Source organism: Methylobacterium sp. GC_Met_2 (assembly GCF_026540795.1).
Classification (GTDB): Bacteria; Pseudomonadota; Alphaproteobacteria; order Rhizobiales; family Beijerinckiaceae; genus Methylobacterium.
In genome coordinates this window covers 42526-67710 of sequence record NZ_JALNUM010000020.1, presented here as the reverse complement: position 1 = coordinate 67710, position 25185 = coordinate 42526, and the positions used below count along the sequence as shown (strand labels likewise).

25 protein-coding genes are annotated in these 25185 nt (G+C 68.8%); 14 read left to right on the top strand and 11 right to left on the bottom strand.

Annotated features, from left to right (window positions below; translation table 11 throughout):
• The first annotated feature begins 550 nt into the window (after positions 1–550).
• The 4 genes from dnaK (at position 551) to OXS49_RS10055 (ending at position 5083) form a co-directional block, all read left to right on the top strand.
• Positions 551–2470, top strand: a complete 1920-nt coding sequence (gene dnaK / locus OXS49_RS10070) for a molecular chaperone DnaK (protein ID WP_244006060.1) — start codon at positions 551–553, stop codon at positions 2468–2470.
• Between the two features lie 250 nt (positions 2471–2720).
• Complete coding sequence (dnaJ, locus tag OXS49_RS10065; protein ID WP_244006059.1) at positions 2721–3875, top strand: molecular chaperone DnaJ; 1155 nt, start codon at positions 2721–2723, stop codon at positions 3873–3875.
• 139 nt (positions 3876–4014) lie between these two features.
• Positions 4015–4653: an rRNA adenine N-6-methyltransferase family protein gene (locus OXS49_RS10060; protein WP_244006058.1), complete on the top strand. Its 639-nt coding sequence runs from the start codon at positions 4015–4017 to the stop codon at positions 4651–4653.
• 109 nt (positions 4654–4762) lie between these two features.
• A complete protein-coding gene (locus tag OXS49_RS10055) occupies positions 4763–5083 on the top strand; it encodes a hypothetical protein (RefSeq protein WP_244006057.1) in 321 nt (106 codons plus the stop codon).
• 145 nt (positions 5084–5228) lie between these two features.
• Here the strand turns inward: OXS49_RS10055 and OXS49_RS10050 are convergent, their stop codons facing one another.
• The 5 genes from OXS49_RS10050 to OXS49_RS10030 all read right to left on the bottom strand — a co-directional run bounded on the left by OXS49_RS10050 (position 5229) and on the right by OXS49_RS10030 (position 9718).
• Positions 5229–6191, bottom strand: a complete 963-nt coding sequence (locus OXS49_RS10050) for a phytanoyl-CoA dioxygenase family protein (protein ID WP_267423865.1) — start codon at positions 6189–6191, stop codon at positions 5229–5231.
• Between the two features lie 244 nt (positions 6192–6435).
• Positions 6436–7749 (bottom strand): thymidine phosphorylase, encoded by a 1314-nt coding sequence (deoA, locus tag OXS49_RS10045; RefSeq protein ID WP_267423863.1) that lies wholly within the window; start codon positions 7747–7749, stop codon positions 6436–6438.
• Between the two features lies 1 nt (position 7750).
• Positions 7751–8482, bottom strand: a complete 732-nt coding sequence (gene deoC, locus OXS49_RS10040; protein WP_267423862.1) for a deoxyribose-phosphate aldolase — start codon at positions 8480–8482, stop codon at positions 7751–7753.
• Positions 8479–9297 (bottom strand): purine-nucleoside phosphorylase, encoded by an 819-nt coding sequence (locus OXS49_RS10035; RefSeq protein WP_267423860.1) that lies wholly within the window; start codon positions 9295–9297, stop codon positions 8479–8481. Before OXS49_RS10035 ends, deoC begins: the two co-directional genes overlap by 4 nt.
• Entirely contained in the window at positions 9290–9718 is a 429-nt protein-coding gene (locus tag OXS49_RS10030; protein WP_267423858.1) for a cytidine deaminase, read from the bottom strand. Before OXS49_RS10030 ends, OXS49_RS10035 begins: the two co-directional genes overlap by 8 nt.
• Between OXS49_RS10030 and OXS49_RS10025 the strand changes: the two genes are divergently transcribed.
• A complete protein-coding gene (locus OXS49_RS10025) occupies positions 9635–10117 on the top strand; it encodes a type II toxin-antitoxin system prevent-host-death family antitoxin (protein ID WP_267423856.1) in 483 nt (160 codons plus the stop codon). The two genes, OXS49_RS10030 and OXS49_RS10025, sit on opposite strands and share 84 nt — an antisense overlap.
• Positions 10118–10220: 103 nt before the next feature.
• On the top strand, positions 10221–10391 hold the full coding sequence (locus OXS49_RS10020; RefSeq protein ID WP_267423854.1) for a type II toxin-antitoxin system YoeB family toxin: 171 nt from the start codon (positions 10221–10223) through the stop codon (positions 10389–10391).
• Positions 10392–10401: 10 nt separating this feature from the next.
• Here OXS49_RS10020 and OXS49_RS10015 read toward each other — a convergent pair whose 3' ends face one another.
• From OXS49_RS10015 to OXS49_RS09995, 5 genes are all read right to left on the bottom strand, one after another.
• The gene (locus tag OXS49_RS10015; protein WP_267423852.1) at positions 10402–11166 is read right to left on the bottom strand and encodes an anti-sigma factor; all 765 of its coding nucleotides are present in this window, start codon (positions 11164–11166) and stop codon (positions 10402–10404) included.
• Between the two features lie 193 nt (positions 11167–11359).
• Positions 11360–12007, bottom strand: coding sequence for a sigma-70 family RNA polymerase sigma factor (locus OXS49_RS10010; protein ID WP_244006040.1), 648 nt, complete (start codon positions 12005–12007; stop codon positions 11360–11362).
• A 55-nt stretch (positions 12008–12062) separates the two neighbouring features.
• Positions 12063–12617 carry a glutathione peroxidase gene (locus OXS49_RS10005; protein WP_267423851.1) on the bottom strand — a complete coding sequence of 185 codons (555 nt, stop codon included), beginning with the start codon at positions 12615–12617 and terminating at the stop codon, positions 12063–12065.
• Between the two features lie 147 nt (positions 12618–12764).
• A complete protein-coding gene (locus OXS49_RS10000; RefSeq protein WP_267423850.1) occupies positions 12765–14384 on the bottom strand; it encodes a CHASE3 domain-containing protein in 1620 nt (539 codons plus the stop codon).
• 311 nt (positions 14385–14695) lie between these two features.
• Complete coding sequence (locus tag OXS49_RS09995; protein ID WP_244006033.1) at positions 14696–15823, bottom strand: patatin-like phospholipase family protein; 1128 nt, start codon at positions 15821–15823, stop codon at positions 14696–14698.
• A gap of 375 nt (positions 15824–16198) precedes the next feature.
• Here OXS49_RS09995 and ispG point away from each other — a divergent pair, with 375 nt between their 5' ends.
• The 8 genes from ispG (at position 16199) to OXS49_RS09955 (ending at position 24501) form a co-directional block, all read left to right on the top strand.
• Complete coding sequence (gene ispG, locus OXS49_RS09990) at positions 16199–17542, top strand: flavodoxin-dependent (E)-4-hydroxy-3-methylbut-2-enyl-diphosphate synthase (protein ID WP_267423849.1); 1344 nt, start codon at positions 16199–16201, stop codon at positions 17540–17542.
• Positions 17543–17826: 284 nt separating this feature from the next.
• Complete coding sequence (locus OXS49_RS09985; protein ID WP_267423848.1) at positions 17827–19821, top strand: potassium transporter Kup; 1995 nt, start codon at positions 17827–17829, stop codon at positions 19819–19821.
• 13 nt (positions 19822–19834) lie between these two features.
• Positions 19835–20170: a hypothetical protein gene (locus OXS49_RS09980; RefSeq protein ID WP_267423847.1), complete on the top strand. Its 336-nt coding sequence runs from the start codon at positions 19835–19837 to the stop codon at positions 20168–20170.
• A gap of 79 nt (positions 20171–20249) precedes the next feature.
• A complete protein-coding gene (locus OXS49_RS09975) occupies positions 20250–20495 on the top strand; it encodes a type II toxin-antitoxin system VapB family antitoxin (protein WP_244006028.1) in 246 nt (81 codons plus the stop codon).
• Positions 20495–20899: a type II toxin-antitoxin system VapC family toxin gene (locus OXS49_RS09970; protein ID WP_267423844.1), complete on the top strand. Its 405-nt coding sequence runs from the start codon at positions 20495–20497 to the stop codon at positions 20897–20899. The genes OXS49_RS09975 and OXS49_RS09970 overlap by 1 nt, the downstream gene beginning before the upstream one ends.
• A 336-nt stretch (positions 20900–21235) precedes the next feature.
• On the top strand, positions 21236–21715 hold the full coding sequence (locus tag OXS49_RS09965; RefSeq protein WP_244006026.1) for a (2Fe-2S)-binding protein: 480 nt from the start codon (positions 21236–21238) through the stop codon (positions 21713–21715).
• Positions 21712–24042 carry a xanthine dehydrogenase family protein molybdopterin-binding subunit gene (locus tag OXS49_RS09960; RefSeq protein WP_267423841.1) on the top strand — a complete coding sequence of 777 codons (2331 nt, stop codon included), beginning with the start codon at positions 21712–21714 and terminating at the stop codon, positions 24040–24042. The genes OXS49_RS09965 and OXS49_RS09960 overlap by 4 nt, the downstream gene beginning before the upstream one ends.
• A gap of 75 nt (positions 24043–24117) precedes the next feature.
• Positions 24118–24501: a hypothetical protein gene (locus OXS49_RS09955; protein WP_244006024.1), complete on the top strand. Its 384-nt coding sequence runs from the start codon at positions 24118–24120 to the stop codon at positions 24499–24501.
• A 346-nt stretch (positions 24502–24847) separates the two neighbouring features.
• Here the strand turns inward: OXS49_RS09955 and OXS49_RS09950 are convergent, their stop codons facing one another.
• Positions 24848–25072 (bottom strand): hypothetical protein, encoded by a 225-nt coding sequence (locus OXS49_RS09950; RefSeq protein ID WP_244006023.1) that lies wholly within the window; start codon positions 25070–25072, stop codon positions 24848–24850.
• Positions 25073–25185 lie beyond the last annotated feature (113 nt).

Sequence of the window (25185 nt, the reverse complement as noted above, 5' to 3'; positions counted from 1 at the left end):
CGGGCAGGCCCCGGGGCGGCACCGGCGGCCGCTCGGGCTTGATGCCGAACAGGCGCTCGAAGAAGTTCTGCGCCTGCGCCGGTGGGGCGGCGAGCAGGGCGGGAGCCGCGACGGCGAGCGCCAGGACGGGGAGCAGGGAGCTGCGGGTCGGGCGCATCGGACTCTACGACGAGGACACGAAGTGGTGGGGCCACACGCAACCCCTTGTCGAAGTGTTAACACGCCGTCGATGGCGCGGACGTGGCAGCGAAGCAACAAAATGCAATCACGCCATCCGGCGCAACGGTGGTCGCGGGCGCGATTATCAAGACCTCACAATCTGTTATCGCGGACCTGCGGGCCCGACCCGGTCGCACAGGCTTCGCCTTGCGAGCCCGTCCGGGGCTTCTTATATCGCCCTCGACGCGGGATTGCGCGCTGGGTTTCAGCCGTTCACGGCCCTTGATCCGGCCCGGGTCCCATACTCACATCATCTTCGGACACCGCCATGGGCCGAGCTGCTTCGGGGCTCGGCGGTCTGCTTGAACGCGACACAAAGAGGGATCCCACCATGGGTAAAGTTATCGGTATCGACCTCGGCACCACCAATTCCTGCGTGGCCGTCATGGAAGGCACGCAGCCCAAGGTCATTGAGAATTCGGAAGGCGCCCGCACCACGCCGTCCATCGTCGCTTTCACGGATGACGGCGAGCGGCTCGTCGGCCAGCCGGCCAAGCGTCAGGCGGTCACGAATCCCGAGCGCACGTTCTTCGCCATCAAGCGGCTCGTCGGCCGGACCTACGACGACCCGATGACCCAGAAGGACAAGGGCCTCGTGCCTTACCCGATCGTCCGCGGCGACAACGGCGATGCCTGGGTCGAGGCCGATGGCAAGAAGTATTCGCCCTCGCAGATCTCCGCCTTCACGCTGCAGAAGATGAAGGAGACCGCGGAGTCGCATCTCGGCCAGCCGGTCACGCAGGCGGTCATCACGGTTCCGGCCTACTTCAACGACGCCCAGCGTCAGGCCACCAAGGATGCCGGCAAGATCGCGGGCCTCGAGGTGCTGCGCATCATCAACGAGCCGACCGCGGCGGCGCTCGCCTACGGCCTCGACAAGAAGAAGGCGGGCACGATCGCGGTCTACGACCTCGGCGGCGGCACCTTCGACGTATCGATCCTCGAGATCGGTGACGGCGTGTTCGAGGTGAAGTCCACGAACGGCGACACCTTCCTGGGCGGCGAGGACTTCGACAACCGCATCGTCGAGTACCTGACGGCCGAGTTCAAGAAGGAGCAGGGCATCGACCTGACCAAGGACAAGCTCGCCCTTCAGCGCCTCAAGGAGGCGGCCGAGAAGGCCAAGATCGAGCTGTCCTCGGCGACCCAGACCGAGATCAACCTGCCCTACATCACGGCCGACAACACCGGCCCGAAGCACCTCGCGCTCAAGCTCTCGCGCGCCAAGTTCGAGTCGCTGGTGGACGACCTGGTCCAGCGGACGATCGAGCCCTGCCGCAAGGCGCTCAAGGATGCCGGCGTCTCGGCCTCCGAGATCGACGAGGTGGTGCTGGTCGGCGGCATGATCCGCATGCCGAAGATCCAGGAGGTGGTGAAGTCCTTCTTCGGCAAGGAGCCCCACAAGGGCGTCAACCCGGATGAGGTCGTGGCCATCGGCGCCGCCGTGCAGGCGGGCGTGCTCCAGGGCGACGTCAAGGACGTTCTGCTGCTCGACGTGACCCCGCTGTCGCTGGGCATCGAGACGCTGGGCGGCGTGTTCACCCGGCTGATCGACCGCAACACCACGATCCCGACCAAGAAGTCCCAGACCTTCTCGACCGCCGAAGACAACCAGAACGCGGTCACGATCCGGGTTTTCCAGGGCGAGCGCGAGATGGCGGCCGACAACAAGCTGCTCGGCCAGTTCGATCTCGTCGGCATCCCGCCGGCGCCCCGCGGCATGCCGCAGATCGAGGTGACCTTCGACATCGACGCCAACGGCATCGTCAATGTGACCGCCAAGGACAAGGCGACCAACAAGGAGCACCAGATTCGCATCCAGGCCTCGGGCGGCCTCTCGGACGCGGATATCGACCGGATGGTGAAGGACGCCGAGGCCAATGCCGAGGCCGACAAGAAGCGTCGCGAGCTGGTCGAGGTGAAGAACCAGGGCGAGAGCCTGATCCACGCCACCGAGAAGTCGGTGACCGAGTACGGCGACAAGGTTCCGGCCGCCGACAAGGGCGCGATCGAGACCGCGATGGCCGCGCTCAAGACCGCGCTCGAGGGTGAGGACGTGGAGGCCATCAAGGCCCGCACCACGGACCTGATGCAGGCTTCGATGAAGCTCGGCGAGGCCATGTACGCGGCCAACCAGGCCGCGGGTCCGGATGCCGGTGCCGAGGCGGCGGCCTCCTCCGAGAAAAAGGACGACGTGATCGACGCCGACTTCCAGGAGGTCGACGAGAAGGACCAGAAGAAGCGCGCCTGAGGCGCGGATCTGATACCACCGCGCGGGGCCGGAGCGATCCGGCCCCGCCTTTGCGTGATCAGTCTAGTCAGACGCTCCGTCATACCGGGGATACGGAGCCCGGAATCCAGACCCACCGGCAGATCTTGGATCTGTCGCTTCGGTGTTTCTGGTTTCCGGGTTCGGCAGCAGCGCCCCGGTATGATGGGACGATGGTAAAAGCGTCGCGGCCCGGGATTCGGGACGGGACGGGAAGGCACCTGAGGGCGGGATGTCGAAGCGGGACTATTACGAGATCCTGGGGGTCACCAAGACCGCCACGGAAAGCGAGATGAAGGTCGCCTTCCGCAAGCTCGCGATGACCTATCATCCCGACCGCAATCCCGGCGACAAGGACGCCGAGATCAAGTTCAAGGAAATCAACGAGGCCTATCAGTGCCTCTCCGACGGCCAGAAGCGCGCCGCCTACGACCGGTTCGGCCACGCGGCCTTCAGCCAGGGCGGTGCAGGCGGCCCCGGATTCGGCAACGAGTTCGGCGACTTCATGTCGGACATCTTCGACAATTTCTTCGGCGACGGCCGTGGCGGCGGCGGCGGTGGCCCAGCCCGGGGCCGGGGCGGAGCGCCGGGCCGCGAGCGCGGAGCCGACCTACGCTACAATTTGGAAATCACGCTGGAGGAGGCCTACGCGGGCAAGGCGGAGACCATCAAGATCCCGACCTCGGTAACCTGCGAGGCCTGCGACGGCTCTGGCGCCAAGCCCGGCTCGAAGCCCCGGACCTGCCAGACCTGTGCGGGCTACGGCCGGGTGCGGGCCGCCCAGGGCTTCTTCGCCATCGAGCGGACCTGCCCGAACTGCCACGGCCGCGGCGAGATCGTCGACGATCCCTGCACCTCCTGCCAGGGCGCGGGCCGGGTCAACCGCGAGCGCACGCTCTCCATCAACGTGCCGGCCGGTGTCGATGACGGGTTGCGCATCCGGCTCTCCGGCGAGGGCGAGAGCGGGTTGCGCGGTGGACCGCCTGGGGACCTCTACGTCTTCCTGTCGATCAAGCAGCACGAGTTCTTCCAGCGCGACGGGGCCGATCTGTTCTGCCGAGTGCCGATCTCAATGGTCACGGCCGCACTCGCGGGCGAGATAACCGTGCCCGTGATCGACGGCACGCAGACCCAGGTGCGGATTCCCGCCGGCACGCAGACCGCCAAGCAGTTCCGGATCAAGGGTAGGGGCATGCCGGTGCTCCGGTCACGGGAGGTTGGCGACCTCTACATCCAGGTCTTCGTCGAGACCCCGCAGAACCTGACCAAGCGCCAACGCGAACTCCTTCAGGAATTCGATCAATCGGCCTCGCCGGAGAATCATCCGGAATCCGCGGGCTTCTTCTCGAAGGTTCGAGACTTCTTCGGCGGCGCGGTCCGTCCGTGAGGGCGGATCCGAACGGCCCGACGGCCTGTTATGCAACCGGCCGGCGTGGCTTGCGTACCCTAGGCGCCGTTACAGCTTGACTGTAAGACAGCGGCGTCGATAGCCTTTCATTCTCATTCGGCATCAAGGAATCCAGGACTTGCCGCCGCTCCGCCGTCCTACCGCGAAGGCTCCCGTCTCCCGGAGCGCGATTTTCGGGCCGCGGCGCGACCCCCTGGAGGACGAGGCGCGGTTCCTCCGCTCCTGGCTGGAACGCCCGCTCGTCACCGGCGCGGTGACGCCGTCCGGCAAGATGCTGGCCCGCACCATGGCGGCCTACGTCGATCCGCGTCGCGAGGGTCCGGTGGTTGAGCTCGGCCCCGGCACCGGTCCGGTAACCGAGGCGCTGATCCGGCGGGGCATCGCTCCTGAGCGGCTCATCCTGGTCGAGTTCAACCCCGATTTCTGCAAGCTCCTGAGCCGCCGCTTCCCCGGCGTAACGGTGATCCGAGGCGACGCCTACGACATGCGGGCGAGCCTGCGAGACGTGCTGACGCAGCCCGCTGCGGCCACGATCTCAAGCCTGCCGCTGTTCACCAAGCCCCTGGAGCAGCGGCTCGACTTGCTCAACACGGCCCACGACCTGATGCAGCCCGGGGCACCGTTCGTGCAGTTCACCTACGCGGTGGTTCCGCCGATCCCGGCCCGCTGCGAGGCCGGCAGCTATACGGCCGACCGTTCGAACAGGGTTTGGTTGAATCTGCCGCCGGCCCGCGTCTGGGTCTACCGCCGGCCCTGAGCTGAACACGGCCTGAGCGAGCAGCTCACTTTCACGTCAACTGCCGGGTGTCAGACCTGAGTCATAGCCGGTCGCGGTACCGCGACCAGCGTGGAGCAGGAGAACACTGATGTTCACCAAGACCGCACGCATCCGCTTGGCCGCCGCCCTGACAGTCGGGGGACTGGCCATCGCAACCCCCGCCATGGCCGCGCCCCTCGGGATCGATTCCGGATTGCGCGAAGGCGCCAAAGGTGTCGTGACCGTTCAGTACGGCTACGGGTCGCGTCATCATGGCTGGCGCGATCATGGCGGCTTCGGTCCGCGCCATCACCATCACGGCGGCTGGGGCCGCGGTCGTCATGACGGCTGGGGAGATCCGCGCGGCTTCGGTCCGCGCCACCATCACCACGGCGGCTGGGGCAACCGCCACGGCTACGGCCGTTGGTAAGTCAGCGCTGCGCCCTCTCGTAAAAATCGTGCCTTTCGCGGCACGGGGACTTTCCCTCCCCTTTTGCGGGGGAGGGAGGAACCCAAGGGCTGCTCGACGCGCCGTCCTATCCTGAAACTCGACCGCCGGCCTTCGACAGCAGGCCCTACAGCGCGATCTGCTGCCGGACCGCCACGACCGGGTTCGATGCTCCGCAGGTCGGCAGGCTCTCGACCGGGCCATGGACCGCCGAGGTCGTCGCCGACAGGTCGTGGTAGCAGACGCAGCCCTCGGCGAAGTAGTGGTGTACGAGCGCCCTGCGCGTCCGCCGGATATCGGCTCGGGCCGAGCCGCCGTGCAGCAGGTTCGCGTGCCAGAACAGCACGTCGCCCTTGTGGGCCGTGAAGTATTCCGGCCTGGCCCCGTGGTCCCGGATCTCGCGCTGGATCGCCGGCTCGTAATGCTCGACATAGGCGCCGTAGCCGCGCTGCTGAAAATCCTCCGGCGAGATGCCGACATCGTGGCTGAACAGGCACGGCAAGCGGTGGGTACCGGGATAGTAGACGAGCGGCCCCGACTCAGCGTGGATGTCCTCCATGGCGATCCAGCAGGCGGCGAGATAGCCGACCGGGTAGGTCGTCATGTGGATCGAGTCCGAGTGCTCGGCCTGCTGGCTGCCCTTGTGGGACGCGATGGTCTGGAACGGGATCGCGGGGCGGCCCAGCACCATGCTGCTGAAGTTGACCAGCACCGGATGATTCAGGAGTTGGCCGATCTCTTCGACCTTCAGGTGCGGATTGAGGTAGCGGCCGGGATGCGGATCGTCCTCGGCGGCCTTCTCGGGGGCGAGGGTCACATCGCCCCGGGCGATCGCCGCCTCGTAGGCGCCCCAGGCCTCGTCGATCGTCTCGGCATCGATGGCGCCGCGCAGGACGTAGTAGCCGTGCTCCTCCCAGGACCGGCAGATCTCGGCCTGCCGGGGGGTGATCTCCCGCCGCGCGACGCGCCGCGTGATGATCTCCTGCGCGTCCGGCTGGTCGAGCCACGGGCTGGGCCCGGATTCCGGAAAGTTCTCGGCCCGGAACACCTTGATGCACCCGATATCGACCGGGACGTCGGCATCGACCACGAAGGGGGCTGGCGGGGGCGACGCGTTAGGATCCCGTCCGGAATCTCGATTTGATCGCGTCAGCGCGCGAGCAAGGTCCGCGACACGGCGGAACGGTCGGGCCATCACATCCTCCGCCCAACGGGCAGTGCCGCCGCGTCCGCGGCGCGGGATCTGCGCGACGCGTGCGACTTGCCGCCGGACGTCGCTAAGCTTCGCGGCAATCGTGAGACCGGCAGCGCACACGCTCGCATAGGCTGCTGCTTCAGGGCGTGGCCGTCCCCGTACTCCGCACGGATCCGAGGATCGCCGGCCGTTCGGTGGGTGCCTCGCCCATCCGGTAGGCCGCGCGAAGGGCCGCCTCCGCCCGATCGGCGGCGGCCTCGTCGGCCGCGTGGACGATCCCGAGCAGCCCCCCGGAGGATCCCGGTTCGGCGAGATCCGTGAAGCCGACCCGGGGGTCAATGGTATCCTCGGGGCGGGTGCGTCCGCCGCCGAGCCCGATCACCGCCAAGCCGATATCCCGCGTGGCAATAGCCGCCACCGTCCCCGCCTCGTGGATCGGCCGCCGCACCGGCGCGGCGGGCAGGTGTCGTTCAGGCTCGTCGAGCAGGTCCGCCGGGCCGCCCAGCGCCGTGACCATCTCGGCAAAGATCTCGGCCGCCCGGCCTGAGGCCAGGACGACTTCGAGCCGCTCCGCGGCGCCGGCGGCGTGCCGTGCGAGGCCCCCGGCCACCAGCATCTCGGAGGCCAGCGCCAGCGTGACCGCATGGAAGCGTGGCTCCCGGCGCAGACCCTTCAGGTAGTCGATCGCGTACGCGACCTCGACGGCGTTGCCGGCGGCGCTGGCGAGCGGCGCATCCATGTCGGTGATGAGCGCCACCGTGCGCAGGCCCGCCCCCTCCGCCACCGTGACGATGCTCCCGGCCAGCGCCTCGGCCTCGGGCAGCGTCGCCATGAAGGCACCGGAGCCCTGCTTGACGTCCATCACCAGCCCGTCGAGCCCGGCGGCGAGTTTTTTCGACAGGATCGACGCGGTGATGAGGTCGAGCGACTCGACCGTGCCGGTGACGTCGCGGATCGCGTAGAGGCGCCGGTCGGCCGGGGCGAGATCCGCGGTCTGGCCGATGATCGCGCAGCCGACGCGGCGGACGACCTGCCGGAACGTGTCGAGCCCCGGGGTCGCGTCGTAGCTCGGGATGCTGCCGAGCTTGTCGAGCGTCCCGCCGGTATGGCCGAGGCCGCGTCCCGAGATCATCGGCACGTAGCCGCCGCAGGCCGCCACCATCGGGGCCAGCACCAGGCTCACCGTGTCGCCGATGCCGCCGGTGGAGTGCTTGTCGAGCACCGGGCCCGGCAGCGCCCAGCTCAGCACCGTGCCCGAATCCGCCATGGATCGGGTGAGCGCCACCCGCTCGGGCAGCGCGAGGCCGCGGAAGAACACCGCCATGGCGAAAGCCGCCGCCTGCCCCTCCCCCACGGTGCCGTCCGTGAGGCCCTGGATGAAGGCCCCGATCGCGTCCGGATCGAGCGGCAGGCCGTCGCGCTTGGCCCGGATGATCTCCTGCGGAAGCCGCATGTCAGAGGTCCCGAGCTTGAACCAGGGTGCCGTACAAGCTGCTCGCCCCGACCCGGAAAGTTTTCGGAGTCACCCAGCCGGATCCCATGATCTGGTCGGCGAGCGCGAGATAGGCCGCTGCGTCGGCGACGCTGCGCAGGCCGCCCGACACCTTCAAGCCGGCGGGGCGGCCGCTCGCACGAATCTCGGTCAGCATCAGTTCGGCGGCCTCCGGGGTGGCCGAGACCGCGCTCTTGCCCGTGGAGGTCTTCAGGAAATCGGCGCCCCCCTCCAGGGCGAGCCGGCTCGCCGCCCGGATCGTCTCCGGATCGCCGAGTTCGCCCGTCTCCAGGATCACCTTGAGGGTGGCGGTGCCGCAGATATCGCGCACCGCCTCGACCATGTCGCGGGCCAAAGCCGCATCGCCCCGCATCAGGGCGCGGTAGGGCAGGACGAGGTCGATCTCGTCCGCGCCGTCGCGCAGGGCCTCGGCGGTGTCGTCGGTGGCCCGGGCGCAATCGTCACCGCCTTCGGGGAAGTTGATCACTGTGGCGATCCGGATCCCGGTGCCGGCGAGCGCCCGCGCGCCTTGCGTGACGAAGCGCGGCCAGACGCAGATCGCCGCCACGGGGCCGGCCTTCGCGTCCCGGCATAGGACGTCGATCTTCGTTTCGGTGCAGGTCTCACCAAGATCGGTGAGATCGAGGAGCGGCAGCGCCCGGCGGGCGACCACACCGGTCTCGGGATCGGTCATGGCGTGTCTCCTACGGGCAGGCCGGCCACGAAGGCCCGGATCAGGCGACCGAGCGCCTCTGCGGCCCGGGCCGCCACCGCCTTCGTCTCCGCATGGTGCGGTGCCCCCCCGGCGATCCCGGCGGCGAGGTTGGTCACCACGGAGACCGCCGCCACCGGCAGGCCGAGGAACCGGGCCAGGATGACCTCGGGCACCGTCGACATGCCGACAAGGTCGGCCCCCAGGATGCCGGCCATCCGGACCTCGGCGGGCGTCTCGAAGCTCGGGCCGGAGAACCACGCATAGACCCCCTCCTCCAGCGGGACGCCGCAGGCGCTGGCCGCCGCGTGAAGCCGCGCGCGCAGGTTGGGATCGTAGGCGTCGGTCATCGGCACGAAGCGGGCGTCGGTCGTCTCGCCGATCAGGGGGTTGAGGCCGGACAGGTTGATGTGGTCGGCAAGCAGGACGAGGCTGCCGGGGCCGACCGCCGGCCGCAGCGACCCGGAGGCGTTGGTGAGCAGCAGCCGCCGGGCCCCGAGTTGCCGGGCGCAAGCGAGCGGCAGGCGCATCACCGCCGGGTCGCCCCGCTCGTAGGCGTGCGCCCGTCCCTCGAAGACCAGGACGGGCCGCCCCGCCAGGGATCCGCGGTGCAATCGCCCGGCATGGCCGCTGACTCCCGCTCCCGGGAAGCCGGGAATCGCCGCGTAGGCAAGGGAGACGGCATCCTCCAGGCTCCCCGCAATCCCGCCGAGGCCGGTGCCGGTCACGAGGGCACAGGCGTAGTCCCCCACGAAGCCGGCAGCGTGCAGCGCGTCGAGGGCGGCCGCCTCACTCACCGAGCGTCTCTGGTCCGAAGGATTCCGGCAGCAGCTCGGCGAGCGTGAAGGTTCTGGCGATGCCGCCAGGCGTGGCGGCGTGGATCGGCGTGTCCGGCCTGGCGAATTCACGGATGCGCTGGCGGCAGGCGCCGCAGGGCGTCACCAACCCCGCGCCGTCCCCACAGACGAGGATCTCCGCGATGCGCAGCCCGCCGCTGGCCACCATGGCGGCGATCGCGCCGGCCTCCGCGCAGGTGCCGACCGGATAGGCGGCGTTCTCGACGTTGCAGCCGGCATGGATGGTGCCGTGCTCGTCCCGAAGCGCAGCCCCGACGCGGAAGCGGGAATAGGGCGCATGCGCCCGCTCACGGACCGCCCGGGCGGCCGCCAGCAGGGCCGCCCCGTCGTCCACTGCCCGTACCGAATCCGCAGCCTGCATGGCCGATCTTTGGCACCGGCCGGGGCGGAATGTCGAGGGTCATGGCGGGTCGGGATCCGGCATCGCGGTGGGTGCTTGTCCCAGACTGTGGGGGGCCATGGATCCACGATACGTGCAGTATCCTGTACGGACGCGGGCAGGCGGAAGAGTCAGGTCGGTTACACCGAGTTCCGTGCCCACCTCGCCACGTATCTCGATCGTGTCGAGGTGGATCGGGCGGAGCTTGTCGTGACCCGGCAGAACCGACCAGACATTGTGGTTCGGCCGCGGGCCGAGCTGAACAGCATCCACGAGACGTCGCACCTGCTTTCGACCCCAGCGAACGCCAAGCGTCTCCGCGACAGTGTCGCCCAACTTGATGCCGAGGCCGGTACCGCGCATGACCTCATCGAGCCGTGAAGCTCGTCTGGTCGGCGGACGCTTGGCAGGACTACCGGCACTGGCACGCGACCGACCGGGACACGCTCGTCCCGTCCGCATCACTGACCTGATCAAGGCCAGCATGCGCACGTCGTACGCGGGCATCGGGACGATCGAGCCTCCGAGAGGCGATCTCGAAGGGTGGTGGTCGCGCTGGATCACGCGGGACCACCGGCTCGTCTACGGCGTGACGGGCGTCGGGGACGACCAGATCCTCGAGATCGCCCCGGGTCGCTGGCCCGTCGACAGCTGAGGCGGCCTTTTCAGCGCGCCGCCGGCCCCGCGCCGAGGAGCCCCGCCACCCGCCGGAGCGCAGCGTCGTCCCGTGGGCCGATCAGCGCGTAGGCGGTCTCGCCTGCGTTCCAGGAAACGATATCGCCGTCCTCGGAGCCGGTGAGCGTTGCGGGGCCGCCGCGAATGCCGCGAGTGGCGAACAGCGATGCCTCGCCATAGTCCCCAGCCTCCAGCGCGAGCTCGATGCCGGTGTCGTGCCGGGCCGGGAAGATCTGGATGTCGCGCACCCGCCAGCCGTCCGGCAGCGCCGGCAGGTCGATGCCCGTCACCGAGCGCAGGCGCGCCCGGTCGTAGACCGGCCCGTCAGCCTGACCGCTGACGCTCTTGCGCAGCTGCGCCACGGCCCGGGCCTGCCGGGCATCGGCGATCAGCGCCGGATCCGGCGTCGCCGCCAGGGTGTCGGGCACGCCGAAGCGGCCGATCTCGTCATGGGCGAGCCAACCCGCGCCGACCAGCACCGCGATAGCGGCGGCCCGCTTAAGGCGGGAGGCGACGCGGCGCCAGCGCATGTTCCGGTCGAAGCGGCGGGCGAGCGCGACGGTGCGGTCGGGCCCGGGGCCTGGAACTCGCTCGAAACAAGCCCGCAGGGCATCGCGATCGTGCATCTCGGCCATCACCCGGGCGGCGGCCGCGGGATCGGCCGCCAGATGGGCCTCGACATCCAGACGGCGCATCGGCTCGATCTGCCCGTCGACGAAGGCGATGAGATCGTCGTCTGTGATCGGATCAATCATCGTGAAGTCCTCGGTGCCAGCGTGCCCCGGATCGCGCCGCCGTTCAACGGCGGTGGCCCCGGGCCTGTGTTACCGCATGGCGGAGTGGGAAAACCGGATGAAGCGTTCCCGCACCATGCCGCAGCGCGATCCGCCGGTCGCTGTCGTCAGTCCGCGCCGGCGCCGGGGACTGACCGATATTCTGACCCGGTTCCTAGTTCTCTCCGGCCGCACGCCGGAAAGGCCAGGCGGACCGGCCCGGCGGCGTGTCGGACACGACGAGCCGGAGGGTCGAGGGTGCCCCGCGCCCCTTGTCGGGTGTCCGGTCGGCGGCCCTGCTCTCGGCCTCCGCCCCGGAGGTCCGGTCCGTCCGCGCGCCCTCCTCGAAGGCCCGCAGGGCAGCCCGGCCGCGGCCAAGGCGGGACATCAGCGTCCCGATCGGAATGCCGAGGACCGTCGCCGCATCGGCGTAGGCCATGCCCTCCAGGGTCACGAGGTGCAGGGCGGCGCGCTGCTCCTCGGGCAGCGTGAGGAACGCCTTCCGGATCTGGGCGAGACGGACCTGCCCCTCCTGGGCGGGGGGCGCCATGTCCTCGGCCATCCGCACCAGAGTGTCGGCGTGGCGCGCCTCCACCTGCCGGCGGCGCTGCTCGTCGATGAAGGCGTTGTGCAGCACCGTCATCATCCAGGTGCGCAGATTGGTGTTCGGCCGGAGCGCGCCCTGCATCTCCAGGGCGCGCACCAGCGTGTCGTGCACGAGGTCGTCGGCCCGCAACGCGTCGCGGGTGAGGGACCGGGCGTAGCGCCGCAGGGGCACCAGCAGGTCGAGGAGGTCAGCGCGCTTCTGCTTGTCTGAGGCCATGGAGCGTCAACGCGGGGGCCCGGCGCTTTAATCCCGAGGGCCTGTGTTGCGGTGTTCAGGCCTGGTCGAGGGTGGCCGCGATTCGCGAAATCACACGCGGGTCGGTGGGTTCGACCTGCGTGGCGAAAGCCGCCGCGAGCGTGCCGTCCCGGGCGATCAAGTACTTGTGGAAGTTCCAGCGCGGCGTCTCGGCCGGGCGCTCGGCGGCCGCCCACCGGTAGAACGGATGCGCCGCCGGCATCTTCACGTGAGTCTTGGCCGTGAGCGGGAAGGTGACGCCGTGATTCTTCCGGGCGGCCTCCGCGATGGCCGGACCGTCCAGCGGCTCCTGATTGCCGAAATCCGGCGAGGGCACACCGAGAACCGTGAGACCCCGGTCGCCGAACCGCGTCCATAGCGTTTGAAGCCCGGCGAGCTGCCCGGCATAGCCGCAGGCCGTCGCGGTGTTGACCACGAGGATCGGTTTTCCCGCGTAGGCCGACAGCGGCATCGGGCCGCCCTCCGGCGTCTCGAAGGCGAAGTCGGTGGCCCGTGTCGCCTCGGCGGCGCGGGCACCGCCGGCCAAGCCGGCGCCGATCAGGATCAGGGCCTCGCGGCGCAGCAGCGTCATGGCGGCAACCTCGCTCCGCTCGGGGGGGCTCCCCAGTGCTCCCCGAGCGAACGTATGATACGCGATTCCGGTCCGCGTTTCGAGCGCCGGAACGGCAGCGTCGTCGCAGGCATGACGGCGGCCATCCCGACAGACTGCGTGGATCGGTCAGGCCGCCCGGACCGTATCGAGGAAGGTACGGACTTCCGTGTCGAGCTGTCGCGCCTGAACCGAGAGGTCCGAAGCCGAGTCGCGCACGTGCGCGGCAGCCTCCCCCGCCCTGTTCGCCGCCCGGGCGACGCGCGCGATGGTGCGGGTCACCGCGCCGGTGCCTGTCGCCGCATGCCCGACATTCCAGACGATCTCCTGGGTCGCCGCCCCCTGCTGCTCGATCGCGGCGGCGATACCGCTGGCCAGTCCGTTGATCTCGCTGATCCGCGTGACGATGACGGTGATCGCCCCGGAGGCGTCCCCGGTCCAAGACCGGATCTCCGCGATCTGCCGGGCCACCTCCTCGGTGGCCTTGGCGGTCTGGGCCGCGAGTTCCTTCACCTCGGAGGCCACCACGGCGAAGCCGCGCCCCGCTTCGCCCGCGCGGGCCGCCTCGATCGTGGCGTTGAGCGCCAGCAGGTTGGTCTGGCCGGCGATGCCCGCGATGAGGCCGACCACGTCGCCGATCCGCACCGCGCTGGCCTGCAGGTTCTGCATCAGCTCCGACGATCGCCCGGCCTCGGTGACGGCCGTGTTGGCGACATCCGTCGATGTCTGCACCTGACGGCCGATCTCGCCGATCGTCGCGCCCAGTTCCTCGGCGGCCGCCGCCACCGTGCCGACATTCGCGGCGGCCTGCTCGGCCTCGGTGGCCACCGCGTTCGACTGGTCCGCCGTCTCGGCCGCGGCCGTGCTCATGCTCTCAGCGGTGCCCTGCAGCTCGGTCGCCGCGGCGGCGACGGCGCGCACCACGCCGCCGACCGCCGCCTCGAAGCTCTCGGCCATCCCGTGCATCGCGGCCCTGCGCTGCGCATCCAGCGCCGCCCGCGCCTGGATCGCCTCCGCCTCCAGGGTCTTGGCGCACACGAGGCCATCCCGGAAGACCTGCACGGCCTCGGCCATGGGTCCGATCTCGTCGCCCCGGCCCACCCCGGGCACCGCGACCGCGAGATCGTCCGCGGCGAGCTTGCGCATGGTTACCGTGATGGCGCGGATCGGCCTCGCGATGCCGAGTTGGAGGAGCACCAGTCCGATCAGCGCGATGGTCGCCGCCAGCCCGAGACCCCCGAGGCTGGCGACGCGCGATGCGGCAATCGCCGCGCCCGACGCGGCCTCGCGTTCCTGCATCAGGGCCCGCTCGGTCTGCGCGATCTCGGCGATCTTGGCGCGGATGCGGTCCATGATCGCCATGCCGGTCCCCGCGCTGGCAATCTGCCGGGCCTCATCCCGGGTCGCGGCATCGCCCATGAGCGCGATCTCGCGGTCCGCGATCTCACGGCCCCAGCGCTCGGCCAAGCTCTTCAGCTCCGAGACCCGCTCCTGCTGCATGGGATTGTCGATGGTCAGCCGCCGAACCTCCGTCCACGCGCGTAAGAACGTCTGCCGTCCGGCCGTCTCGGGTTCGAGGAACCGCTTGTTCCCGGAAATCACGTAGCCGCGCAGGCCGGCTTCGCGATCGACCATCGCCGTATTCATTTGCTCGACCTCGACGAGCAGCGCGTGCGTGTGCGCATTCCACCGCTCGGCCTCCTCGATGCGGCCGATATTCGTGAGCGAGATCGTCGTAACGGCGACCATGACAGCAAGAATTGCTCCCATGACGAACGCAATCTTGAGGCTGATTCTGACCTTTATCATACGAAATGGCATGCCTCAGCCTCCCAGCCACGGGTCTCTATGATCGTCCGGGCAAAGAATCGGACTTATGAAGCATACGAATCGTACATGAATGTATTATTTATTGTTCGTTGTGATGCAGAACGTCTTTATTAGACCTGCAATCGTCGTTCAATCCCGCTTAAGCAGTAATTCTCGGTTACAGGTAAGATTGTCATCGAAGATCATGACCGGATTTCGGCCCATCGCCTCAACTGCGCCGCCGGAGCGCCCTACTGATACGCCTCTTGCAGATCGATCGTGCAATCCCGGCCGACCGCCTCGTAATTCTCCGTCAGCCACGCCTGCGCGGCGGCGCGGCCCTTGTCGCGCAGGCGCTTGAACACGGTCCAGCGGGCGTCGAGCTTGGAGGCGGCGTTGTAATCCTCCAGGGCGTCGGTGCCGTCGATCCGGTGCACCAGGACCCGGCGGTACTGCCCCTGGCCGAGGGTCCCCTCCTCGATCAGCCCGTCGAGGAAGTCGATCGCCCGCAATTCCCGCATCAGGTTGGCGTTGAAGGTGATCTCGTTCAGCCGGTCGCGGATTTCGCTCTCCGTCCGCGGGGTCTCGCGCCGCTCCACGGGGTTGATCTGTACGAGGAGGATATCGCGCGTCTGGGCCCCGCGGTGGAGCGGGTAGAGCGGCGGGTTTCCGAGATAGCCGCCATCCCAATACGGCACGCCGTCGATCTCCACTGCCTGGAAGACGGTGGGCAGGCAGGCCGAGGCCATCAGGTGATCGACGGTCAGGCGCTCGCGCTCGAACACGGCCAGCTTGCCGGTCCAGACATTGGTGGCCGAGACGAACAGGCCGGCCGTGTCGGCCTCCCGCAGGCGCTCGAAATCCACCTGATCGGCGAGCGCCTTGCGCAGCGGGTTGATGTTGAGTGGGTTCGACACGTAGGGGCTGGGCGAGAACGCCTTGGCCCAGAACTCGGCGACCGGATTGCCCTTCCACAGGCTGAACAGCCCGCTGACGAAGTTGCGCTGGGCCGGGCCGAGGTCACCATCGAGGCTGACCTCCCGCCAGAACCGCTCCAGCCCCTCGCGGGCGCCGTCCGGGCCGCCTTTGAGCCAGCCATCGACCAGCACGACGGCGTTCATCGCGCCCGCGCTCGCCCCGGTCACCGCCTCGAAGCCGAGACGTCCATCCTCGATCAGCGCGTCGAGCACACCCCAGGTGAAGGCCCCGTGCGCGCCGCCGCCCTGGAGGGCCAGGGCCACCGGCTTCTCGGCGTTCGGCCCGGCCAGCATGTGGTTCGGGCTCTGAGCGGGCAGCGCGTCGATCGCGTCCGAGACGGGGGTCTCGGGCACCGCGGTGACGGGATTGTGCGGCTCGGCGCCGCCGTGTTGCTCGCTCATGTCGGCCTCCTGACGTGCCATGAGAGATGGGATGCTGCGCTGCAACATCAACGATGCGCCAGGGTTGCGCGCCCCAGGGAGCCGGCGCGCGGCCGTGAGCGAATCGGCAACAGCGCCGGACGAAAACGCGTTTGCGGCCGTGGTGGGGCCTTGAGCGGGCGCAGGAAACTCGACATCCGCGCCCGGATACGACATGACAGCGGCGATGCTGTCTTGCGCGATGCTGTCCTGCGCGGCGCCGGCTTGACGCGGCACCGGGTCATCCGCAGCTAACCCGCGGCAGCCCCGAAGTTCCGGCGAGGCGTGTCCCCGGGGACCGGCCCGGCAGCCATCAAGGCTCCGGCACCCCGCGAGGCGCGCACGCGAAGGTCCGCGATGGAAGTCATGGAAGCCACCCGTTCCAAGAACCCTGCCGAGAACCTTGCCGAGGCCCCGCTGTCCTATGGCGGCCCGGAGATCGCCGGCCCCACGCCACGGCACCGCACGGTCGGCGTCACGGTCGGCGAGGGCGAAGGGGCAGTCACGGTCGGCGGCGGGGCGCCGATCGTCGTTCAGTCGATGACCAACACCGACACGGCCGACATCGACGCCACGGTGGCGCAGGTCGCCCAGCTCGCCCGGGTCGGCTCGGAGCTGGTCCGCATCACGGTCGATCGCGACGAGGCCGCCGCCGCGGTGCCGAAGATCCGCGAGCGCCTCGACCGGATCGGCGTCCACGTGCCGCTGGTCGGCGACTTCCACTATATTGGGCACAAGCTGCTCGCCGACCATCCGGCCTGCGCCGAGGCATTGGCCAAGTACCGGATCAATCCCGGCAACGTCGGCTTCAAGGACAAGAAGGACACGCAGTTCTCGTCGATCATCGAGCAGGCGATCAAGCACAACAAGACCGTGCGGATCGGCGCCAACTGGGGCTCCCTCGACGGCGAATTGCTCACCCACCTGATGGACGAGAACGCCAAGCTGCCGCGACCGATCGATGCCCGCGCGGTGATGCGCGAAGCGATGGTGCGCTCGGCAATCGGCTCGGCCGACCGGGCCGTGGAACTCGGCCTGCCGCAGAACAAGATCATCCTCTCGGCCAAAGTCTCTGCGGTGCAGGATCTGATCGCCGTCTACCGCGAGGTGGCGCGCCGCTCGGACTACGCGATCCATCTTGGCCTGACCGAGGCCGGCATGGGCTCGAAGGGCTTGGTCGCCGCCTCGGCCGCCATCGGCGTTCTCCTGCAGGAGGGGATCGGCGACACGATCCGCTACTCGCTGACGCCCGAGCCCGGCGGCGACCGGAGCGTCGAGGTGAAGGCCAGCCAGGAACTCCTGCAGACCATGGGGTTCCGCACCTTCGTGCCGATGGTGGCGGCCTGCCCGGGCTGCGGCCGCACGACGTCGACCACCTTCCAGGAGTTGGCCCGCGATATCCAGAACTGGCTGATCACCTCCATGCCGGAATGGAAGAAGACCTATCCGGGCGTCGAGGGGCTGAACGTCGCCGTGATGGGCTGCATCGTCAACGGCCCGGGCGAATCGAAGCACGCCGATATCGGCATCTCGCTCCCCGGCACCGGCGAGACCCCGACCGCCCCGGTCTTCATCGATGGCAAGAAGGCGATGACTCTGCGCGGCGCGACGCTGGCCAAGGATTTCGAGACGGTGGTGATCGACTACATCCAGCGCCGATTCGGCCAGCAAGGCGGCGGGACACGCACCGCGGCCGAGTGAGAGCGGCCGGCAGAGACCCGCGCACCCCCTCCCCCCTCTGTGGGGGCGGGAAACCGCCCATCACGGCCTTACCCTGCCGAGACCCTGCCCCCCACCCTTCGCAACGCAACACGGTTTCCGCCCGCACGCGGCCGTGGTAGCAACGCGCCACGATCCCGTGAGCGGTCGGCCCGGTGGCCGGCCCGCGCGGTTCGGCGGAGTCTTCGCGTTTGCCGCATGGCCCCGACGGGCCCCCTGAGCCGAATCGCGAAACGCCGGCCACGCCCGAGCCTCCGACAATCCGCATGAGCCAGACCTTCGCACCCGGCGTAGACGCCCAGCCCGTGCCCGCGGCCGCGGACACCGCGGCATCCGGCGGTCCTGATGTCGGGCAGGGACCGGCCCCCGCCGGCTCCCTCGATTCCCCCGAGAAGGCCGAGACTCGCCACGGCCATGCCGGGTTCTGGACCCTGCTGGTCGGCTCGGTCGGCGTCGTCTACGGCGATATCGGCACCAGCCCGCTCTACGCGTTCCGCGAGGCGCTGGTCCCGGCCCGGACCGACGGCATCCTGCTGCCCGAGGAGGTGATCGGAACCGTGTCGCTGATCCTCTGGGCGCTGTTCATGATCGTGACCGTGAAATACGTCGCGATCCTGCTGCGCATGGACAACAACGGCGAGGGCGGCATCCTCTCGCTGATGGCGCTGGCCCGCAAGGCGCTCGGCGGCTCGCGCATCGTGTTCATGCTGGGGCTGCTCGGCGCCTCGCTGTTCTACGGCGACGCGGTGATCACCCCGGCGATCTCGGTGCTCTCGGCCGTGGAGGGGCTGAAGCTCGTCACCCCGGCCCTGAACGACTACGTGCTGCCGATTACGGTGACGATCATCGTCATCCTGTTCCTCGTGCAGAATCGCGGTACCGCCAAGGTCGCGGCCTTCTTCGGACCGATGACCGTGGTGTGGTTCGTCGCCATGGCGCTCGCGGCCCTGCCGCATATCGGCCTGCACCCGGAGGTGTTCCGGGCGGTCAACCCCTGGTACGCGGTGCATTACCTGCTCGGCCACGGCAGCGGGGCGCTGGTGGCGCTCGGAGCAGTGTTCCTGGCGGTCACCGGCGCCGAGGCGCTGTTCGCCGATCTTGGGCATTTCGGTCGCAAGCCGATCCAAGTGGCCTGGGTCTGCCTCGTCTTTCCGGCGCTCGCCCTGAACTATCTCGGGCAGGCGGCCCTGGTGCTGGAAAAACCCGACACCGCCGATCCGTTCTTCCAGCTCGTCCCGGCCTGGGGCCTGCTGCCGATGGTGGTACTGGCGACGCTGGCCACAGTCGTGGCAAGCCAAGCGGTCATCACCGGGGCCTTCTCGCTGTCCCGGCAGGCGATCCAGCTCGGCCTGCTGCCGCGGCTTGAGATCCGCCACACCTCCGAATCGCATGCCGGCCAGATCTACCTGCCGCAGATCAACGGGCTGCTGATGGTCGGAGTCGTGCTGCTGGCGGTTCTGTTCAAGACCTCCTCGTCGCTGGCCTCGGCTTACGGCATCGCGGTGACCGGCACGATGCTGCTCACCGCCTCCATGACCTTCCTGGTGATCTGGCGGATGTGGGGCTGGTCGCCGGTGGCGGCCGCCGCCGTGATGCTGCCCTTCATCATCCTCGAATTCCTGTTCCTGCTCTCCAACCTGATCAAGGTGGTGGAGGGGGGCTACGTGCCGCTGCTGCTGGCCGGCGGCCTCGTCATCCTGATGTGGACCTGGGTGCGCGGGGTCACGATCCTGTTCAACAAGACCCGAAAGACCGACGTGCCGCTGGTGGAACTGGTCGGCATGCTGGAGAAGAGCCCGCCCCACCACGTGCGCGGCACCGCGGTGTTCCTGACCAGCGATCCCGAGATCGCCCCGGCCGCGCTCCTGCACAACCTCAAGCACAACAAGGTGCTGCACGAGAAGAACGTGATCCTCACCGTCGAGACGGTGGACACGCCCCGCTCCAACCAGGCTGACAAGGTGCGGATCGAGCCGGTGGGGCCGCATTTCTATAAGGTCGTGATGAAGTTCGGCTACATGGAGACGCCGAACATCCCGAAGACGCTGGTGCTGCTGCGCCGCCAGGGCTTCAAGTTCGACATCATGGCGACCTCGTTCTTCCTGTCCCGCCGCTCGATCCGGCCGGCGGCGCATTCCGGCATGCCGCTCTGGCAGGACCGGATTTTCATTACCCTCGCCAAGAACGCCAACGACGCCACGGACTTCTTCCAGATCCCCACGGGGCGGGTGGTCGAGGTTGGAACGCAGGTGACGGTGTGAGGCTCGCGCCGCTATGGTCATCGGCACCCGCGTCCTGACGATCCGGAGCCCGGATGCGGATATTCCGGTTCCGGTCCAGCTTTGCGCGCCGGAATATGCGGATGAGCACTGGATCCGCCGCTACACGATCGCTTGGCCCGAGCATCCGCGGGACAGCTTCGGAGCCGGCGTCGATGCGTTGCAGGCGCTTCATCTGACGATGCAGAAGATCGGCATCGACCTCTACAGCAGCGCGGCCCACAAGGCCGGAACTCTAATGTGGGATAAGTTTGGCGACGGATACGGCTTTCCCATCCCGAAGAACGGCCGCGATCTGCTGATCGGCATGGACAAGATCTTCGAGGGCTGATGCAGGTGGGGGTGGGGCCAGCAGCTGGTGTAGATCCGCGCGAGCAGTTATCTACACCAGGCATCGAGGGCGTACCCACATGCCAATCAACGTCAACAATCCCGAAGCCGACGCGCTGACGCGCCGGTTCGCCGCCATTGCGGGAGTCGGTATCACCGAGGCGATCGTCATCGCCATGCGGGAGGCGATCGAGCGCAGGCACCGGGCGGAGACGCCGCGGGAGACCGCGGCCCGGTTGCGCGCGCAGCATGGGATCACGCTCGGCGAGACCGCCCGGAAACCTCTGCCGCGGGAGGTCTACGACGCCATGTGGGAAAGCCGCTGATGTTCGTGGATGCGTCCGCGATCGTCGCCCTACTGGGGGACGAGCCGGAGGCCGACCGGATTTCCGCAGCGCTCGCTTCGGCCAGCCATTGCAGAACCTCGCCTGTTGCGGTTCTCGAAACGGTGCTGGCGCTCGCGCGGCCCGACAAATTCGACATGACGGTCGAGGCAGTCGGACCGATCGTCCTCGAATTTCTAGACGCCAGGGGCATCGAGATCTGTGATCTCCCGCCCGCCAGCGAGACGACGGCGCTCGCCTTATCGGCCGCGCACCGATACCGGGCCGGCCGCCACGGACTCAATCTCGGCGATTGCCTCCACTATGCTGCGACGCGGTTCCTTGGCGTGCCGATCCTCGCCACGGCCGACGAATTTCGCAGGACGGATCTGGAGACCGTCCCGTAAAGACGTCAGCTTTCGAGAGCGGCGTTGATCACCAGAGGGGTGGATCTGCGATCCGAACGCCCGCCTTGCGCCGTGGCGATCGTCTCCGCGTGATCCAACGATGTGCGTCGCCGCACGCGACATACCCTGAGTGCAGCCCCCCGGGGATGAGGCGGCCGCCCTCTACGTTGCGCCCGACCAAGGGCCTGCTTTAGAATATTTATTATTCTGAGCTTGAGCGCGGACCCGGCGGCGACCCCGCATCGGTCAGCGTTAGCCGGCAAAACCGGTATCGGCCCCAGGCCCGGCTCGGACCCGACTGAACGCCGCTCCGGCGCCGCCAGACAGGACGCAACGATGATCAAACTCACCGTGAACGGGGCTGCGCGCAGCTTCGACGGCGACCCCGACATGCCGCTGCTGTGGTACCTGCGGGACGAGCTCCAGCTCACCGGCACCAAGTTCGGCTGCGGCGTCTCGCTCTGCGGGGCCTGCACGATCCATCTCGGCGGCGCGGCGACCCGCGCCTGCATCACACCGGTCTCGGCGGCCGAGGGCCAGGAGATCGTGACCATCGAGGGACTGTCGCCGGACGGCAACCACCCGGTGCAGGCGGCGTGGCGCGACCTGAACGTCGCGCAGTGCGGCTTCTGCCAGTGCGGCCAGATCATGCAGGCCGCCGCCCTCCTGAAGGATACGCCGAAGCCCTCCGATCAGGACATCGACGATACGATGAGCGGCAACATCTGCCGCTGCGGCACCTACCCGCGCATCCGCGCCGCGATCCACCAGGCCGCCGGCCAGACGGCGCCCGCCACCAAGGGAGAGCGCCTGTGATTCACGACGCGAAGCTGAGCGCCGAACTCGCCACCGGCACCAAGCCGGCCCTCGACAACGTCAGTCGCCGCGGCATCCTCGGCGGCGCCGGCGCCCTCGTGCTGGCCCTGTCGCTGCGCCCCGCCCGGGCCGACGAGACCCAGACCGAGGAGCAGAAGGCCCAAAAGTTCGGCGCCGACGGCATGCCGCATGGCTGGCGCGACGATCCGAAAGTCTTCGTCGCGATCGCGCCGGACGGCACCGTCACGGTGACCAACCACCGCTCCGATATGGGCCAGGGCATCCGCACCTCGGTGGCCTTCACGGTCGCCGACGAGCTGGAGGCCGACTGGGCGAAGGTGAAGGTGGTCCAGGCCTGGGGCGACGAGACCCGCTTCGGCAACCAGGACACCGACGGCTCGCGCTCGACCCGCCACTTCTTCCAGCATTTCCGCCACGCCGGCGCCGCCGCGCGGCTGATGCTGATCCAGGCCGCGGCCAAGCAATGGGGCGTGCCGGCCTCCGAGGTGACGGCGGTCAACCACACCCTGACCCACGCCAAGTCGGGTCGCACCCTCGGCTACGGCGCGGTGGCGCAGGCAGCCGCCGAGCTTCCGGTTCCGACCGACGTGACGCTGAAGGACCCCAAGGACTTCCGCTATATCGGCACCGGCAAGGTCGGGCTGATCGACAACTTCGACATCACCACCGGCAAGGCGATCTACGGCCTCGACACCAAGCTCGACGGGATGCTGTACGCGGTCGTCGCGCGCCCGGCCGTCTACGGCGGGACGGTGAAGTCCTTCGATGATTCCGAGGCCAAGAAGGTCCCGGGCGTCGTGAAGATCTTCAAGATCGACGCCACCCCGATTCCCACGGAGTTCATGCCGCTCGGCGGCGTCGCCGTGGTGGCCAAGAACACGTGGTCTGCCATGAAGGCGCGCGACGCCCTCAAGATCACCTGGGACGACGGCCCGAACGCGGGCTACGACACCGACGTGTTCCGCAAGGAGCTGGAAGCCGCCGCGCGCAAGCCCGGCAAGGTCGTGCGCACGCAGGGCGACGTCGAGGGCGCGATGGCGAAGGCCAAGACGAAGGTCCAGGCCGAGTACTTCGTGCCCCATCTCGCTCAGGCGCCGATGGAGCCCCCGGCGGCGGTCGCCCGGGTGAAGGACGGGTTCTGCGAGGCCTGGGCCTGCGTCCAGGGCCCGCAGGCGGCCAACGACCGCCTGATGAAGGCGCTCAAGCTGCCCGACGACAAGGTCAAGGTGAACGTCACGCTGCTCGGCGGCGGGTTCGGGCGCAAGTCCAAGCCCGACTACGTGGTCGAGGCGGCGCTCTGCTCGCAGGCGGTTGGCGGCGCGCCGGTGAAGCTCGCCTGGACCCGCGAGGACGACCTCCACCACGGCTTCTACCACACGATCTCGGTGGAGCATCTGGAGGCCGGCCTCGACGACAAGGGCATGCCGGTGGCGTGGCTGCACCGCTCGGTGGCGCCGACGATCGGCTCGATCTTCGCGCCCGATCCGAAGCACGAACTGCCGTTCGAACTCGGGATGGGGCTGGTCAACACCCCGCTGAACATCCCGAACATGCGGCTGGAGAACCCCGAGGCCGCCGCCCATGTCCGGGTCGGCTGGTTCCGCTCGGTGTCGAACATCCCGCACGCCTTCGCGATCCAGTCCTTCGTGTCGGAGCTGGCGCATGCCGCCGGCCGCGAGCCGAAGGCGTACCTGCTCGAACTCCTCGGCCCCGATCGGAAGATCGACCCGACCGAGATCGGCGATGTCTGGAACTACGGCGAGGACCCGAAGCGCTACCCGATCGACACCGGCCGCCTGCGCGGCGTGATCGAGGCAGCTGCCAAGGGCGCGGGCTGGGGGCGTGAGATGCCCAAGGGCCGTGGCCTCGGCATCGCCGGCCATTACAGCTTCGTCACCTACACGGCGGTGGCGGCCGAGGTGGAGGTCGACGACAAGGGCCAGTTGAAGGTGCACGCGATCGACATCGCGGTCGATTGCGGGCCGCAGGTCAACCCGGAGCGCATCCGTTCGCAGATGGAGGGCGCGGTGGTCATGGGGATGGGGCTCGCCCTCACCTCCGAGATCACCTTCAAGCAGGGCCGGGCGGTGCAGAACAACTTCGACGGCTACGAGATCACCCGGATCGACGCCGCACCGAAGGTGATCCGCGTGCACCTCGTGTCGACCGGCGCCTATGACGGTCCGCTCGGCGGTGTCGGCGAGCCCGGCGTGCCGCCGGTCGCACCGGCCATCGCCAATGCGATCTTCGCGGCCACGGGCCGGCGGGTCCGGCAATTGCCGATCCGCGATCAGCTGAGCGCCTGAACCCTCGCAGGTCGCGAGACGTTGGGGCCGTGGGGGAACCCGCGGCCCCTTCTTTTTTGGAAAGCACCCGACTCGATGATGCGTCCCGCCGCCATTACGGCCTGCCTAACCCTGTTCCTCACGGCCCCAGCCCTGGCCTCGCCCTGCGGTGACCGGATCGAGGGCGTCTCCAAGCGGGTGCAGGCCGAGCTGACCCAGTCGATCTCCGCCTCGACCAGCGGCCAGGGCAACGCCGCCAAGCGCGGCGGCGAGGGCGTGACCGGCACGGAGGGTCAGCGGGCGAACGAATCCCCCGAGGCCCCGCCGGAGAAGTCGGCCCAGGCCGGCCAGGGGGCAGATGCCGCCCAGCAGGCGAAGGTTGCCCTCGAGGAGGCCCGCACGGCGGATTCGAAGGGCGACGCGGCGGGCTGCGATGCGGCCGTTTCGCGGGCCGAGCAGCAGCTCAAGAAGGCGCCCTGACCCAAAATCAGGGTTTCAAAAGGCCCGGGACCTTTTGCGGGTGCAGAGCAGAGTCCTGCGATGGAGCTTCGCCCGATACGCCGGGGTTCTGCCTCGGCAACCCGCCAAAGGGCTAGCCCTTTGGAAACCCCGTGCCGCCGGCCCTCACGGGACCGGACGGTCCCGCGGGATCGTCAGGGCATGTTTTTCCGGAGTTTGAATCCGGTCTTTGAGAAACGTGGGGTACCGGTACTCCCGGGATCGGGACGGATCCAGCTCCGGCGGCGCGCCCGCTCATCTCGGAGGAATCGTCCCGTGTGTATCCCGCGTGCGGGATACGGGAGCGGCCGCACCGCTCCCAGCAGCCTCAGGCCGCTTTGGCCGCCAGGGCGTGGCGGTGGCCGCTGAGGCCGGCGCAGAGATCGTCGATCTCCGTCAGGTTCAGGGCCTCGCCGGAATGGACTGCGATCGTGTCGATCAGGTGGTCCTGACGTGGGTCGAAGGGATGTCCCTGCATCCGGTAGAATTGATAATAGCGCAAAGCCGCCAGAACGGTGTCACGCTCGCGGTCGGTTACGGTGAAGTGCTGCATGGGTCGTGGCTTCCCCTTGTGGCTTCAACGAACGCTCGGGAGGGCCGCGACGCCGAGCCCAAGCTTGACCGTTGTAACCGCTAGGCAACTATCCGAACAGTTCTTGACAGCGC